The sequence below is a fragment of the Peribacillus sp. FSL E2-0159 genome (assembly GCF_038643155.1).
Classification (GTDB): domain Bacteria; phylum Bacillota; class Bacilli; order Bacillales; family DSM-1321; genus Peribacillus; species Peribacillus simplex.
On the sequence record NZ_CP152053.1, the window covers coordinates 823,312 to 838,388 of the forward strand.

The 15,077-nt window shown below is 34.3% G+C and carries 14 protein-coding genes; 12 read left to right on the forward strand and 2 right to left on the reverse strand.

Features of this window, described 5'->3' with window-relative positions; genetic code table 11:
- The first annotated feature begins 294 nt into the window (after positions 1–294).
- The 3 genes from NYE63_RS04115 (at position 295) to NYE63_RS04125 (ending at position 6,984) form a co-directional block, all read left to right on the forward strand.
- On the forward strand, positions 295–4,374 hold the full coding sequence (locus NYE63_RS04115; protein ID WP_342604171.1) for a S8 family serine peptidase: 4,080 nt from the start codon (positions 295–297) through the stop codon (positions 4,372–4,374).
- A gap of 214 nt (positions 4,375–4,588) precedes the next feature.
- Complete coding sequence (locus NYE63_RS04120) at positions 4,589–5,836, forward strand: transcriptional regulator (protein ID WP_342604172.1); 1,248 nt, start codon at positions 4,589–4,591, stop codon at positions 5,834–5,836.
- A gap of 653 nt (positions 5,837–6,489) precedes the next feature.
- A complete protein-coding gene (locus tag NYE63_RS04125) occupies positions 6,490–6,984 on the forward strand; it encodes a hypothetical protein (protein ID WP_342604173.1) in 495 nt (164 codons plus the stop codon).
- A gap of 494 nt (positions 6,985–7,478) precedes the next feature.
- Here the strand turns inward: NYE63_RS04125 and NYE63_RS04130 are convergent, their stop codons facing one another.
- Together NYE63_RS04130 and NYE63_RS04135 are read right to left on the reverse strand one after the other, a co-directional pair.
- Positions 7,479–7,721, reverse strand: a complete 243-nt coding sequence (locus NYE63_RS04130) for a hypothetical protein (RefSeq protein ID WP_342604174.1) — start codon at positions 7,719–7,721, stop codon at positions 7,479–7,481.
- Between the two features lie 213 nt (positions 7,722–7,934).
- Positions 7,935–8,063, reverse strand: coding sequence for a hypothetical protein (locus tag NYE63_RS04135; RefSeq protein WP_255264169.1), 129 nt, complete (start codon positions 8,061–8,063; stop codon positions 7,935–7,937).
- Positions 8,064–8,351: 288 nt separating this feature from the next.
- Here NYE63_RS04135 and NYE63_RS04140 point away from each other — a divergent pair, with 288 nt between their 5' ends.
- The 9 genes from NYE63_RS04140 (at position 8,352) to NYE63_RS04180 (ending at position 15,028) form a co-directional block, all read left to right on the forward strand.
- Complete coding sequence (locus NYE63_RS04140) at positions 8,352–8,630, forward strand: hypothetical protein (protein ID WP_342604175.1); 279 nt, start codon at positions 8,352–8,354, stop codon at positions 8,628–8,630.
- Between the two features lie 90 nt (positions 8,631–8,720).
- Entirely contained in the window at positions 8,721–8,927 is a 207-nt protein-coding gene (locus NYE63_RS04145; RefSeq protein WP_098373663.1) for a hypothetical protein, read from the forward strand.
- A 726-nt stretch (positions 8,928–9,653) separates the two neighbouring features.
- Positions 9,654–10,202 (forward strand): signal peptidase I, encoded by a 549-nt coding sequence (gene lepB, locus NYE63_RS04150; RefSeq protein ID WP_342604176.1) that lies wholly within the window; start codon positions 9,654–9,656, stop codon positions 10,200–10,202.
- Between the two features lie 185 nt (positions 10,203–10,387).
- Entirely contained in the window at positions 10,388–10,957 is a 570-nt protein-coding gene (locus NYE63_RS04155; RefSeq protein ID WP_342604177.1) for a hypothetical protein, read from the forward strand.
- Between the two features lie 611 nt (positions 10,958–11,568).
- Entirely contained in the window at positions 11,569–12,096 is a 528-nt protein-coding gene (locus NYE63_RS04160) for an RNA polymerase sigma factor (protein ID WP_191929516.1), read from the forward strand.
- A complete protein-coding gene (locus tag NYE63_RS04165) occupies positions 12,080–13,231 on the forward strand; it encodes a DUF4179 domain-containing protein (protein ID WP_342604178.1) in 1,152 nt (383 codons plus the stop codon). Before NYE63_RS04160 ends, NYE63_RS04165 begins: the two co-directional genes overlap by 17 nt.
- 140 nt (positions 13,232–13,371) lie before the next feature.
- A complete protein-coding gene (locus NYE63_RS04170) occupies positions 13,372–13,869 on the forward strand; it encodes a GNAT family N-acetyltransferase (RefSeq protein WP_342604179.1) in 498 nt (165 codons plus the stop codon).
- A gap of 385 nt (positions 13,870–14,254) precedes the next feature.
- Complete coding sequence (locus NYE63_RS04175; protein WP_342604180.1) at positions 14,255–14,437, forward strand: hypothetical protein; 183 nt, start codon at positions 14,255–14,257, stop codon at positions 14,435–14,437.
- A 222-nt stretch (positions 14,438–14,659) separates the two neighbouring features.
- The gene (locus NYE63_RS04180) at positions 14,660–15,028 is read left to right on the forward strand and encodes a hypothetical protein (protein ID WP_342604181.1); all 369 of its coding nucleotides are present in this window, start codon (positions 14,660–14,662) and stop codon (positions 15,026–15,028) included.
- Positions 15,029–15,077: the final 49 nt, after the last annotated feature.

Genomic DNA, 15,077 nt, shown 5'->3' on the forward strand with positions numbered 1-15,077 from the left:
TCTCAATAGAATTCATATTTTCTTATTTTACTAAAGAAAACCCCAATTTATAAAAATGAATTTAAGTCTTTTTCCCCAATTTATAAAAATGAATTTAAGTCTTTTTCCCTAATTTTCGCAAAATAATGATTTTATAGAACATTTAAAAGATAAAAGGAGGTAGAAAGTACTGTAAAATTAACCCAATAGCAATCCAATAGAAAGGCGATTAATATTATTGTATGAATATTTTAAATTTTTAGAAAGGGATATTTTTTCGGAAATCTTCTATTTTACTAAGAAAGTAGGGAACATATGAAAATTCATTCATTCATTAAACGAACAACGGCGATTACGCTGTCAGCTGGCTTGCTGCTATCATCAGCAAACACGCCTTTCATTCCTTATGCAAATGCAGCGAACATAAAGGCAGAAGACGTCTTGGCTTCGTTGACAAGTGAACAACGAAAAGCGTTAAATAAACTTGAAATGACAGATAATGTCGGTTTGCAAGGATTTAAAATGGAAGAGTTAAAAAAGGATAAACAAATCTCGGTCATCGTCCAGTTTAAATCAAAGCCGGGAAAAGTTGCAGTCTTGGATGCAAATGTAAAAGGAAAGAAGCTTTCTAAAAAACAAGCGGATGATCAAGTAGAAAAGGAACATGCTCAGTTTAATAAAGACATTCAATCGATTCTTCCATCTACTAATCTTAGAAGCAAGAAAACAGGTCATAAAATCACTTCTATCTTTAAGACCGTTTATAACGGGGTAGCTATGAAGCTGCCAGCTAATCAGGTAGAGCAGCTTTTACAATCCAAAGTCGTAAAAGCAGTATATAAAGATGTAGAATTTAAGGTCGAACCGATCGCCATGGGAGAGAAATCAGCCCCTGGTACATCCGTTGAAAGTATTCCATATTTAAAAATTGACCAGCTGCACAATGAAGGTATTACAGGAAAAGGAATCAAAGTTGGGGTTCTTGATACAGGGATTGATTACAACCACCCTGATTTGAAGGGTGCCTATAAGGGCGGTTACGATTTAGTTGATCAAGATAATGATCCAATGGAGGCAACGTACAAGGATTGGCAAGCATCGGGGGAACCAGAATTTAGCTGGTCCGGTTCTTCCTATTATACTTCCCATGGAACGCATGTCGCAGGTACCATTGCTGGACAAGGAACGAATGCAGAGGTTTCTGTGAAAGGTGTGGCTCCTGATGTGGATTTATATGCGTATCGGGTTCTTGGCCCATATGGCTCAGGATCATCTGAAGGGGTCATTGCAGGTATAGAAAAAGCTGTACACGATGGCATGGATGTTATCAACCTTTCCCTCGGATCGGACATCAATGATCCTTATGATCCAACGAGTACTGCCATTAATTATGCTGTCCTTAATGATGTAACAGCGGTTGTAGCAGCTGGAAATGCAGGATCTGATGATTATACATTAGGTTCACCTGGCTCTGCAGCACTTGCTTTGACAATCGGGGCGAGTGATGTGCCGATGGCGGTTTCTACTTTCAGTGGGAAAATCGGAAATAAAGATTCGATCGAACTTGTTAGTTTGGCACGCCACTATTCAGACCAATTAAAGGAATGGGAAGGGAAATCCTATGAGGTAGTGGATGTCGGTTTAGGAAATGGCTCTGATTATTCCGGCAAGGATGTAAAAGGAAAAATTGCACTTGTGGCACGTGGAGAATTCGCCTTAGCGGAAAAGGTCAGCAATGCGAAACAAAATGGAGCAGCCGCCGTTCTTCTTTATAACAATGTGGAAGGGCAGATTAATGCAAATCTTGGTGAGTCCGTTGACTTTGTGCCGGCATTTTCTTTAACAAAAGAAGCGGGAGAAAGCATTAAAGCACAGATTCAAGCAGGTGAGGCGAATTTTACTTTCTCCAAATACGCGGATAAACAGACAGAAGGTGACCACTTAGCGGACTTTAGCTCAAGGGGTCCGGCAAGAGAAACATACGATATGAAGCCAGAAGTGACGGCACCGGGAGTAAGTGTTCTCTCAACAGTCCCTTCTTATATGGTGGACGCTGAACATCAAGAAAACTATCAATATGCATATTCCAGATATTCTGGAACATCTATGGCCACTCCTCATACAGCGGGGATAGCAGCACTCATGCTTCAAGCGAATCCGCAATTAGAGCCGGAAGATATTAAAGCCGTTCTAATGAATACGGCAGATCCACTAAACGGAGACTATAGTGTATTTGAAGTGGGAGCAGGAAGAGTTGATCCTTACCAAGCAGTGTATAGTGGAACAAGCTTCATAATTAACGATAAAACATTTATTCCAGGTGCTGAGGAATTAGTCAAGGTAAAAGAATTGACGGGCGGACTTAGCTTTGACGTTCACTATGCAGATAAAAAACTAAATCTAAAAAAATCAATTACTATTGAAAACCATGATAAAGTAAACAAAACATTCAGTGTATCTGTAACTGAATCGAATGGTTCAAACAGCTTGAAGGAAAATGGAGTGGAGCTGGATATTCCAAGCAAAATTTCGGTTAAAAGTGAAGACTTCAAAAAAGTAACATCACGTTTGCTTATTCCTAAGAAAGCAAAGGATGGAATTTACGAAGGCTATATTACATTAACAAACAAGGCGAATTCATCAGAGCAGTATCGGATTCCCTTTAGCTTCCGAACAATGGAAGATGGGTTTAATAAGGTGGAGGTACTAAATCCTGCCTATTCCCCAGGTCATTTAAACCAAGTAAGTTGGGATCCTATGCGCACTCCATTTGTTTTTACTGACTTTAACCTGCGTGCGCCAATGGAAAAAATGGATGTCGTTCTTCAAGATGCTAAAACCGGACAGGACCTCGGGCTTGTAGGAACGATTAATTTAGAAGGCAGATACGACAATGTCGATTATGGTTTGTATGCATTTAATGGATCTTATTATGAGTTTACAGGAAACTCAAAACAGCCAATTTCGGAAGAAGCAAGTTATGTACAGTCGGGGCATTACAAATTGAAATTCATTGGTACAGGAACTTCCGGCAAGGTTACAACTGAAACGAAGCATTTGTTAATCGATCTCGATGGACCGAGCTTCAAAAGTTCACTTGATGGAAAATCACCATTTATTGAATATAAGCCAGGTCAAAAAACATATCCATTCGACATTCAAATCACAGATCCAACTATTGACGAACTAAACAAATTGGGCGTAAATATCGATCAATCATCGAACTCGATGGTGTATTACTGGGGTCAATCGGGTTTCCCTTCTACACCAATTCCAATGGATAAAGAAGGAAAGTTTGTCGAAGAAATCGCCATGGATGAATCCATCCCAGCACTTCCATTCCGCATGAATGGATATGATATGGCAGGAAACAAACCAGCTACAAAGGAATATTTCTTTGTAAAAGATGGTACACCTGTCGCGTATGCTCAAGGCGAAAAGTATGAGGTGAAAACAGGCGATACGGTAAAAGCAACGCTATCATTAGATAACCTTAACGCAGTATCAAAGGCGGAATGGAACTTTAATGGTAACGGAGGCTATGAGAAAGGTTTAGATAGTGTAGAGTTAGTTGATGCCAAGCTTCACAGCGAATTGTCGGACAAAGCCTCTTTAACGATTAAAGACAAGGTCGTTACTGTCCAATTTAATGACGAGAGTAAAGCATTAGACCATGGAAAAGTCGTTGATGTTACGTTAAAGGTTCAGGATGATCAATATACCCTTGGAGCAGCCATTAATCCGATTGTGAGCGTAACGGATGTTAATAATCAGACAAGCAGTGTATTAGAATCTGGTTATAGTTGGAAGGTTAATCCGCAATTCTCAATGGCTAGAGGTTATGTCACCCCGCAAGGATTTAAAAATGAAGATGGTACTGTTACAGAGAAAAGGGATTGGAGCAAGGTTGGCGGTACAGTGAAAATCTTTGATTCAGAAGAAAATGAGTTCGATGCGACATCAACGGTAGAAGATAATGGACAATATGTATTCAACAAGTTGCCGTTAAGCACAAATGCCTTTACGATTGAATTGAAAGTGCCTGGCCACTTTGTCACGAAAGAAAAACTAAATTCTGGTATTGGTTTTGAGTACAATGGTGAGTTATACGGTCAAAATCGCTGGATACCTGCCCTTGATATTACTGCAGGTGATGTAAACCAAGACAATGTCATTGACGTTCTAGATGCGATTGAAATTCAAAATGCATGGAAAACAGGGAAGCGTGCAGCGGATATCAACTTTGATGGAACGGTCGATGCGAAAGATATGAAGTTCGTCCAAACAAACTATCTCAAGCAAAATGAGGATGTTGAGGATGCACCAAAACCAAAGAAAAAGTATAAAGGTAAGACACTAGAGACAATTTTAGTTGAGCTGGGAATACAGCCATAAATATTAAAAAACACGATGAAAGCTTAGCTTCATCGTGTTTTTAGCTTTTATAGTAAGGCAGATTGGGAATTCGTAAAAAAGGGAAACAAGAGTGAATAGAGGGAAGACTATTAAAGTAGCCTTGCGCTTTTCTTAATTTTACTAGAATATATAGATAATATATTCATTTTTATTCTATATATAGTAGATAAAATTATAACCTAGAGGTGAAGCTATGATTGAGGGGAAACTTATCAAGTTTTATCGTGAAAAATCGGGGTTGACTCAGGGGCAGCTTTGTAAAGGAATTTGTTCGGCAACACATCTTAGTAAGATAGAACGAGGGATAACAGAATACTCAGGGGAAATTACTCACTTATTATCCCAAAGATTGAGTATTTGTCTTGATGATGAATTTGGACGGTATCAAAATCTTCAACAGAAACTAAAGTTATGGCACGACACGTTCATTATGCAACAAAGCAAAGAATCAGAAATTTTAAAATACGAAATCGAAAAAGAACCACTGATTCAATTGCCAGATTTTCAAGTTTTCTATCAATTACTCTCTGCAAGGTATTATTTATCTAATTATCAATTAGAAGCAGCATTATTAATTATTCAAAACCTGCAAAAAAATGAATCATCTTTTTCTCCGCAAGACCGCAATATGTTAAAACATGTTCTAGGTATGTATTATTTTCACAACGGACAGTATCGAGATTGTATTCAAATTTTAAAATCGATAGATCAAAGTCAATATAATCAATTTGAATATTATTACCATTTGGCACTAGCCTATCACCTTATTCATTCTAATATAATATCGTATTATTATGCTGAGAAAGTTCTTGATTATTTTCAAAAAACGTTAAATGTCATCCGAATAATTGATACGGAGACGGTCATGTTATTACAATTAAATTCAAAGGAGCTTCATGATTATGAAGAGACGAAAGAACGTTACGAACAATTAATACGTACCTGTGATACCATTAATGAAATAGACCGTAAATCAAAGCTCCTTAATAATCTTGCATTTGAACTTTACAGAAGAAAAAAATACAATGAAGCATCCGAACTATACAAAGAAGCCATGAAACTAATGGGTGAAAAGGTTCCTCATTATTTAACTGCATTAGATGGTTATATCAATACTTGTTATAAAGGAAAATTACTTTCAAACGAGATTTTATTGGAACTCGCACATAAAGGCCTAAGAATAGCAAAATCGACAAAATCGTATAATTGGATTTTTTTTGAATTACACCTTTATCAGCTTAGTAATAAAGAAGACGATTACTATCATTTTATTGAGACTACAGCACTTCCTTTTTTTAAAAATATGGGCTTCACCATGTTAATTGAACACTACGAAAAAAAACTCTTCCACTTCTATAACCGAATTGGTGCCGTTCAAAAAGCATTGGACCTTGCCAACTCTTACATACAAGGCAGAAAGAGCTACTATGATCATGAATAAGCCTTAATAAAAAAATTTGTATAGAGTATTCATAAGTTAACTTCAAAAATATTGCTCTTATTCATCTTTTTTATTTGGTTCTTGGATATGAAGCAATTCAACAAAAACACCAACCATGTCCTGTATTTTAATTCGATTGTCAACAAAATGTTGCAAATTAATCCATTAAAAAGAGCCATGCCTTCCGTCGCTAAAGTTCTAGCATCTAAAGGAGTTCCGACAATACCTTCGTCCTTCATTTTCTGAAGCCTTTCTTTTATCTGAGGTAATTCATTCGAAATCATACATCCTTGAAGAAGCTGGGAGAAGCCTCCTTTTCGTAAGCTTCATTAACCAAAAGCACAGAGTATTCTTTAAATTTATTTAGCAAATCACAATCTTTTTGAGTAAGCGCTTCCTTTAACGTATGCATGGTCAGTGGGTAACTATAGCTCTAGCCTCTATAGTGTGAAATGGGATATGAAATCCTGCGAATAAGTGAGCATTCGAGAGATATTCGCATCAAACTGAGGGAGTTGAAGAAGTGTTTCTGGGTTAAATTGGGATGGACTACAGATAATGAATTGTTCAACAAGAATCGTACGAGTTTAAATGGTAAATTTTGTTAAAATAGTATGCGTAAGGTATCTACAGTCATAAGGGGAAATAGTGAAATGAATAGAAAATTTTATTGTTTATTTATTGTACTGATGTTTATATTATTTGGGTGTTCAAAAGACCAGTCCTTCGATAGTTTCTTTCAGTCAAAAATGAACGAAATGGAGGGTAAAGGAAAATATTCGTTGATTCAAAAAATGGAAAATGAAAATAATGCTCTTGCTGTCTTTACTACCGAAGACAATAAAAAGATATACATAGCTTACATGGAGAAAATAGATAGGAAATGGGAATGGCGAAAAACAAGAGGTACAGAATGGGATACACCCCAAAAGTGGTCAGTAATGGATACAGCTCCATACATTTATTCTGGGGCAATATCAGACCCTTCAATTTCAAAGGTCCTTGTCGGAAATGATGAAGCAGAAATCATTGAAGTAAAGGGTAATAACCGTTTTTGGTACTTTACCGGTAAAACAATGGATGAAAAAGTTACGACTATTAAAGTAGATGGTTCAGAGGAAATATTAAATGAATTTGAGTTTAGTTAAATAAAGTGTTCTTAATGAACTAACGGGTGCGTTAGTTCATTAAGACAAATAAAAAGAGAGCTACCCGAAGGTAGCCCATAGATATTACTTTGTTATATACAGTAGTGAACCAACCAGTAATAGCAGATGCTGTAACACCTGCATCATCAGCATCGACACGAGCTCTCAATTTACCGTCATTGATATGTTTTACGAATGTACCTTTAACACCTTGTGTGTTGGGAGATTACGGAAATAAAATTACGATTTTCTAATAGGAGGTGTTGTGAAATTTTTCTTAATGTGATTTGCTGAAGAAACAAAGGCACAAAAAAGGAAGAGGAACTACAAATGTCCCTCTTCCTTTTTTTACATTATTTTTTTGAAATTTTTCGTAATAAATATAAAGCGTATATGATAGCTGGTATAGCTCCAATCATTAAAATCATGTTTATTAAACCAAAAATAAAATAAGAAGACGATACATTCATTTTAATTCAACCCCATTAAAAATTTTAATCTCTATATGTGTATCTTTGATAAACACGAGCAACTTTACTAGTCTTATTTAAAGAAGTAAGTTGGAGATAACTAGTAAGAACTATATAGCCATTAGAAAGGTTAACATTCAATTTATAAGTTCCTACAGCATTCATATCATAACCTACTTTTTCAGCTTTTGAATCAGAAACTTCACATGAAGCATCTACATCTGACCAAAAAGTACCTTTTGTTCCTGCTACATCACTATATCTCATTTTCAACTCATAATCACCAACAGAATAATGATTACCTAATTTCTTATTAATTACATTAATTAATTAAGTTGATTGTCAGACAATGTATATTCATCATTGAACAAAATCCTGTAAATGAAAGAAAAACTCGTGAAATGCTCCATAGAAGCAGGCGGAAATTAAAAAAAAGCAAAAATAAAAGCCTAACCAAGATTTTTAGTCTCGATTAGGCTTTTATTTTTTGGCTTTTATTTGATTCATTTCTGCCAGAATTTCTTTAGCACGCTGCTCAGCACGTTCATAATTTCTTTCCTCAACTTCGATGAGCTTTCCATCAATTATAAAATTGTAATGGTATTTCATGAACAATTCCTCCTTCTTAGTTGTTCCATAATATAACATATATTTATATGTTTTTTCCTTTGAAAATGTAAAGATTAGATTTTTAAAGTTCACGGTCAAACCGCGTGTTGGGTCCTGTAGTGTGAACGACACTTCACACGAAACTAACGGGTGCGTAAGCTGAAGATCGGAGCTGTCTTTAAGGCAGCTTTTTCTTATGGAACTATCGGGGCAGGTTAGTTGAAGAAGACCCGTGTGCTTTATGGTATAGTTTATTAAATTCACTTTGTAATTTATGGGGGAAATTTAGTGTCAAATAAGTTGAAATATGTAATGGGATTGTTTTTTGAAAAAAGAGAAAGTACTAAACCATTTATACTGATTAGATATTTAATGATAATAGCAATGGGCTTAATTTTAATATTATGTATAATTAATGATTTTAATTTCATAAAAAATATATATCTTTTATTAGGAATTGGTTCAATAATAGATGGATTTGAAAGTTTTTTAAAAAAGGAAAATATGAGGCAGATGTTATTAAATTTTGGTATTGCGTTTATGTGGTTCGTAGTATTTTTAATATAGCATTTATATGGTGGTTCGGAACATTTTTTATGGAACTAACGGGGCAGGTTAGTTGGATTGCCTGCCAAAGAATAGGAGTGGTTTGAATTTATGGCAATAACAAAGAAAAAAAGATTCTTCATTATTTGTATAGTGGGTATCATACTCAAGTATCTTGCAAGCTCTGGTCTGCAATACTTCAGGGGACAAACGATAAATTGGTTAGGGAATTTAGCATACGCATTCTATTTCGTAGCATTTCTTTCACTTTTACTTTGGTTATTTGGAGATTTTGGTAAGAAAAAAGCCGATCATTAATTCAGTGATTGGCTCAGGCTGTTGAGAAACCCTCGACAGCCTTTAATAAACTAACGGGTGCATTAGTTCTAGAAATCGACTTTTAAGATTGGAATTTGTCTTAGTATATATTCCGGATAGGGCGGTATAGCATACTTGATACCATTCGTAAAAGAACATTTGCTCAACGGTGGAGTTTCTTCTCAAAACAACCATTATTCACATTCGTTAAATCGTAACACCAAGATAAGGAGGGTTTTTTATGTCTTCTGCACAACAAATTTTTTTATTAATCATGATAATATTAACCATATTTTTTTCTATTAAAAATGCTAAAAGTGCTCCAAAAAGGTCTAAGTCTAGTATTGCAATACTCTTATTAGTAACTGTTATATTAATATCTAGTATAACTTTTATCATACTTTGAGAGATTAATTTAAAATGAAAAATCAATACAATCCTAATCGACATAACACCTAATTAACGGAAGCTACCAAACGAACAAAACCCTAAATTTGGCCAAAATCGGTCATATTCAGGTTTTTTTGGGTTGGAAAATATGGATTAAAGAGTTCCTGTAATCTAAAATTACGATTCTTAACAAAATCATACATACGTAAAAAAGTACCCATAATTAACTATCGGGGCAGAATAGTTGTATAAGAACTATGAACCAAATTTTGTTAATATCCCTTGATATAGGATAGAATTAATATATTAAAACAAGATTATATTTGGAGGGAAACCATGAAAGAAAGTACAAAAAAAGAAATTTATTCTTGGGTAAAATCCATTGTCTTTGCATTCATCATCGTTTTTATTTGTAGACAGCTTCTTTTTACACCTACAACTGTATTGGGAGCATCAATGTCGCCTACCTTTCAAGACCAAGATAGAGTAGTTGTAAGTAAAACGACTGAAATTCAACGATCTGATGTGATTGTATTCGATGCACCAGATGTTGATGGTAAAGACTATATTAAGAGGGTAATAGGTCTTCCTGGAGATAGTATTGATATGAAAGATGATGTGCTCTATATTAATGGAAAAGCCGTAGAGGAACCGTATTTAAATGCAAATAAAGAAGATAATCCATTTAATAAACTGACAGAGGACTTTTCATTGCAAGAAAAAACTAGAGAGTCCAAAGTGCCTAAAAACATGTTATTTGTGATGGGGGATAATCGTTTAAATAGTAAGGATAGCAGGATTTTCGGATTTATTTCCTACGACTCGATTGTTGGAGAAGTGAAATTTCGATTTTATCCATTACAAGAAATCGGCATACCTAAATAGTTGCCAAGGCAACCTTTTCTTAATGAACTAACGGGTGCGTTAGCTGAAGATCGGAGCTGTCTTTAAGGCAGCTTTTTGTTATGCAACTATCGGGGCAGGTTAGTTGAACAAGGGTTCAGTAAAGAGGTTATTCAAAATAGAAAAAGAATAGATAAGGATATAAGTTTTTAGTCTGGGGGATTCATATGTCATTTGAGCAATGTCATAGCATTACTTCTTTAATGTCAGGATTTAAAAAAACGTGGTTCTTTACAGGTGGCTGGGCAATTGATCTTTTTATCGGTAGAGAAACAAGACAACATCAAGATATAGAGATTGCACTATTTCGAAAAGACCAATTATATCTGAAGGAATATCTTAGAGAATGGGATTTTAAAAAGGTTATTAAAGGTAAATTCTATACTTGGGAAAATGAGTTTTTAGAGTTACCTATTCACGAAATACACGCTTTGAATAAGTCAAATGGAGATAAATTAGAAGTTCTTCTAAATGAAACAAAGGATTATGATTGGAAATTCAGAAGGGATTTAACGATTTCCCATCCACTTAAGTCAGTTTGGAGTTATTCAGATACAGGCATTCCTTATCTAAATCCAGAAATTGTACTTTTATATAAAGTAAAGAACACAAGAAAAAAAGACCATCAAGACTTTATGGCGATATTAGACAAACTAGATAATCAGAGGAAAAAATGGCTTCAGTATGCTATACAATTGCACGAACCAGAACATAAATGGCTTCAATTCTTAACATAATGTATTAATGAACTAACGGGGCAGGTTAGTTTAACAAGAATTATCCTGAAAATATGGTGGTGTATAATAAATTTTAGTTGAGGGGGAGATTGGTATAAATAAAAAGCTAAGTTTAAGCATTTTAGTAAGTATCATTATTCTAATTGGGGTCTTTTGGTTAGATAATTTAAATGTTTCAAGAATCCTTGTGATATTAGGAATTGTTAACTTATTTTTTATTTTAATTGTATTAACCAAAAATAAAAATTAACCGTTATAAAATGTATTACTTTAACAAGATATGTTTTTCTTATTGAGCTAAAGGGTGCGTTAGCTTGAGAACAGGGGCTGCCATTTGGTGGCCTTTTTGCTTAATGAACTAAAGGGGCAGGATAGTTCCATAAGGAATACTAATATTAGATCTAACGAGGAACTTATTTTATGGAGGAAAACATGAGCTTGGAGCATGATTTTCACCTTATTTCTAAGACAACTGATATAAACTTCAGTTCTATAAAAGAACGAAAAAATCTCTAATCTAAACTTTTAGAGATTTTTTAATGTAAAAACACAACTTTTATTTAGTTAATACGTCTAAGTATTGAACATTCAAGAAAAGGAGGGTTGGTAACTTGTCGAAGTACAGAAAAGAAGAAATTGCAGATTGGTATGACCAACATAGTAAATCCATTTTAAGTTTTATTTTATTGATGGTTAAGGATTATCAACAAGCAGAGGATTTGACCCATGATACCTTTGTAAAAGCGTATTTATATCATAATTCATTTAATCAGCATTCCAGTGAAAAAACATGGCTATTCAGTATCGCTCACAATTTAACGGTTGATTTTTTAAGAAAACGCAAACCCAGCAGGTTCTTTAAAGAAGTATTTCTTTTGCAAAAGGACAATAACTCATTGCCTGAAGAAATGATTCAAATAAAAGAGGAATCATTTGAACTATATAAAGCGTTAGGGGAAATCAAAGATACATATCGAAAGGTTATCGTTTTAAGAAAAATCAAAGGTTTTTCTATTGAGGACACAGCAAAGATATTGAGTTGGTCGGAGAGTAAAGTTAAATCGACTCTTTTTAGAGCTATCCCAGCATTAAAAAAACAACTAATAAAGGAGGGGTATTTGGATGAAAAAACAATATGAAGATACTGATTTAGATATCTCCTTAAAGAAGTTAAATGCCGATCTAATGTGGAAAACAAAACAAAAACAAGAACTGAAAAAACGAATCATTTCTGATATTGAAAAGTTGGAGTCCCAAGAGAGAAGTAAAATTCCCCTCCTATCAACTCGTATTAAAAAAGTAAGTTTGATAAGGAAAATAACATACTCTGGAATCGCGTTGATCATATTATTGGGTTTATTTATTGGCTCAGCTTTTATCTCTCCTGTAATGGCAGAGGTTGTATCTAAAGTCTCTTTTATAAATCAAATTGTGCAAAGCTTGAAGGAAACGGATGACAGGAAAGGAAAGATTGATGCTTTATATGATGAGATATCTAAAAAGTTAAACGAGAATAAGGAGTATAAAGGAAAAGTAGAAGTTGGAATGTCATGGCTTTTTTCCTCCGAGCCTCCTTCATTCACTGTTTGGGTAGGGGATGAAGATTTTAAACAAGAACATGAGGATGAAATTAAAGATATTATTTTTAAATGTGCTAAGTCTTATAAAGTTGATGGAGTTGAGATTGTATTAGAAGTACGGGATAAAGTTGAACCAAGTGAAAAAAATAAAGAATTAGAGAAACTTACAGATGAACTACTTACAATAACGCAAGAGGTTGTAGAAGAAAAGGGTTATACCATTTTAGCTAGTGGAGTATCTATGAACCCCAAAAAGGTTTCCATTAAAGTCGGGATTGAAGGAACAGAGCAACATTACAAAGAAGTGAAGAATCAAATAGAAAAACATGTACATGATGTAATATATGAAAAAAAGCATGAGAAGTTTGAAGTTGAAGTCAAAAGAGAAAGTGAAGACGAAATTAAGGGTCAGAATTGGCAGCCTATTTTTACAGCAGTCATGGAAGAAACACATAAAAAGTTTAAAGAAACAAATGGTTTTGCCTACTCCTTTCATCCAAAACCTCTTGAAATCATTTTAAAGACTTCATTATCCGAAGGAGAGGAGACTAAAGAGCAAGCTGCAAGAATTGAAGAGTATGCAAGACAGGTAGTTGAAATAAAAAGGAAGGAATTATCCGTTGAAGCAATACCTTATAAAATCATTATACGTGATAAAGATCATAAGAAATTGTATGAGAAATTGCACAATTAAAATATATTGCTTCTTCAACTAACAGGTACTTTACTTCTCTGTGGGGCTGGAAACAGCTCCATTTCTTATGGAACTAACGGGGCAGGTTAGTTCCATAAGATGTATAATATTGGATATATATATTTATGGAGGGGAATTCAATGTTTATCAGAGAGATAAAACCTGAGGATGCTGAAAGTTTTGATTTGCTAATGAAGCAAGTTGAAACCGAGGCTGATTTTATGCTTATGGAACCAGGAGAAAGAAAAGGTTCTCCTGAACAACAACGCAAATGGTTGGAACGAGTGGACAAAGAGAGTAATTCAACTGTACTTGTTGCAGAACAAGGTGGACAGTTAGTAGGTTATTTAGCAGTCATTGGCGGAGATACAAGAAGAACAAAACATTCAGCCTACCTAGTTATAGGTATTTTAAAAGAATACACAGGGCGTGGTATAGGAACAAATCTATTTCAAAGGTTAGAAGAATGGGCAATAACTCATAATATCTTACGGTTAGAACTTACAGTGGTCATTCAAAATGAAGCAGGAGTATCTCTATATAAGAAAATGGGATTTGAGATAGAAGGAATAAAAAGAAACTCACTAATGATAAATGACACACTTTTCGACCAGTATTTTATGTCAAAATTATTATAGGGACTTATTAAACTAACGGGTGCGTTAGTTGATTAAGGAAGACAAAAATAATCAAGAAGATTAAAAAAGTTGTGTTCGAAAAAGGGGAGGGTATAGATATTGCCTTCCCCTTTGAGTTTACAGATAAATTTATATGACTGTATATAATGTACTCGATTTTGTATCTCAAAACAGTTAGAGATTGAATTGGTGCGGTTTTGAGTGGCTTAATAACTCTATGTACTCAAATTCATGTCCCCAATGTACTTATCTTTGTGTCTTCGTACAAACGGGGCAGAATAGTTCAATAGAGTAATTTTCAAAAAAGGTGTGAAGGAAAGTGGCTTTAGAAGAGGAAAATCAATACTGAAAATAAGATGAGTAAAAAGAGAAGGGGGCTATCTAAATGAAAAATTTAATTATTGGTATCATAGTTTTATTGGTACTTTGGCTACTAATACTTCCGTTATTTAATATAAACTCATCATATTTAATTCCTAATGTAATTGAATGGGCTACAAAGTTCATACTTCCGTGGATAGTATTGTATTGGATTATCAGACTCATTAAAAATTTAGAAAAAATTTAAATAGCCTTTATTGAACTAAAGGGTGCGTTAGCTGAAGAACGGAGCTGTCTTTAAGGCAGCTCTTTCTTTATTGAGGGAGGTTAGTTCATAAAGCATAGTTTATACAAATTGTGCGGTATATAAATGCTGCGTGACCAAAGTATATTATGGAAATTAATACATTAATTAGGTAATATAGTGTAGAGGTGATTTAATATCGGAGAATACACCGGTTTTTTCGTGATGTTGGGAATTATCTTTATAATAGTAATTTCTAATAAGTTTTTATTTTGGTGGGTTAAGTCCGCCATTGTAGCTTATTATTCTATAATTTCTTACGTCTTTATTAGTATTAAAAATAAAATTGATGAAGAATATGACCCTCCTTTACTAGATGCTTACTGGGATAAAAACTCAGCCTGGGTAGATACAATAGCAGGTTATTTTTTCTGGCCTTTGGTGGTAATTTTCCTTTTTCTTTATTTCAAATGGTATACAGACAGACAAAGAAAATCGGATAAAGGGGTAGTTGTACTAAGTTTTATTGCATCAACGGCTGTTTTTTTATTTTTTACTTTTATGTTTGTATTTTCATACGGGTACAGACCATAAGGTTTGTGCTTTTTTATTGCATAGTTTGTGCCAACACTACAATAAGTCT

Bases quoted from the DNA above. Each gene is read 5' to 3' on its own strand.
- NYE63_RS04115 (WP_342604171.1), top strand. From the start codon at position 295: ATGAAAATTCATTCATTCATTAAACGAACAACGGCGATTACGCTGTCA.
- NYE63_RS04120 (WP_342604172.1), top strand. From the start codon at position 4,589: ATGATTGAGGGGAAACTTATCAAGTTTTATCGTGAAAAATCGGGGTTG.
- NYE63_RS04125 (WP_342604173.1), top strand. From the start codon at position 6,490: ATGAATAGAAAATTTTATTGTTTATTTATTGTACTGATGTTTATATTA.
- NYE63_RS04130 (WP_342604174.1), bottom strand. From the start codon at position 7,721: ATGAGATATAGTGATGTAGCAGGAACAAAAGGTACTTTTTGGTCAGAT.
- NYE63_RS04135 (WP_255264169.1), bottom strand. From the start codon at position 8,063: ATGAAATACCATTACAATTTTATAATTGATGGAAAGCTCATCGAAGTT.
- NYE63_RS04145 (WP_098373663.1), top strand. From the start codon at position 8,721: ATGGCAATAACAAAGAAAAAAAGATTCTTCATTATTTGTATAGTGGGT.
- lepB (WP_342604176.1), top strand. From the start codon at position 9,654: ATGAAAGAAAGTACAAAAAAAGAAATTTATTCTTGGGTAAAATCCATT.
- NYE63_RS04155 (WP_342604177.1), top strand. From the start codon at position 10,388: ATGTCATTTGAGCAATGTCATAGCATTACTTCTTTAATGTCAGGATTT.
- NYE63_RS04165 (WP_342604178.1), top strand. From the start codon at position 12,080: ATGAAAAAACAATATGAAGATACTGATTTAGATATCTCCTTAAAGAAG.
- NYE63_RS04170 (WP_342604179.1), top strand. From the start codon at position 13,372: ATGTTTATCAGAGAGATAAAACCTGAGGATGCTGAAAGTTTTGATTTG.
- NYE63_RS04175 (WP_342604180.1), top strand. From the start codon at position 14,255: ATGAAAAATTTAATTATTGGTATCATAGTTTTATTGGTACTTTGGCTA.
- NYE63_RS04180 (WP_342604181.1), top strand. From the start codon at position 14,660: ATGTTGGGAATTATCTTTATAATAGTAATTTCTAATAAGTTTTTATTT.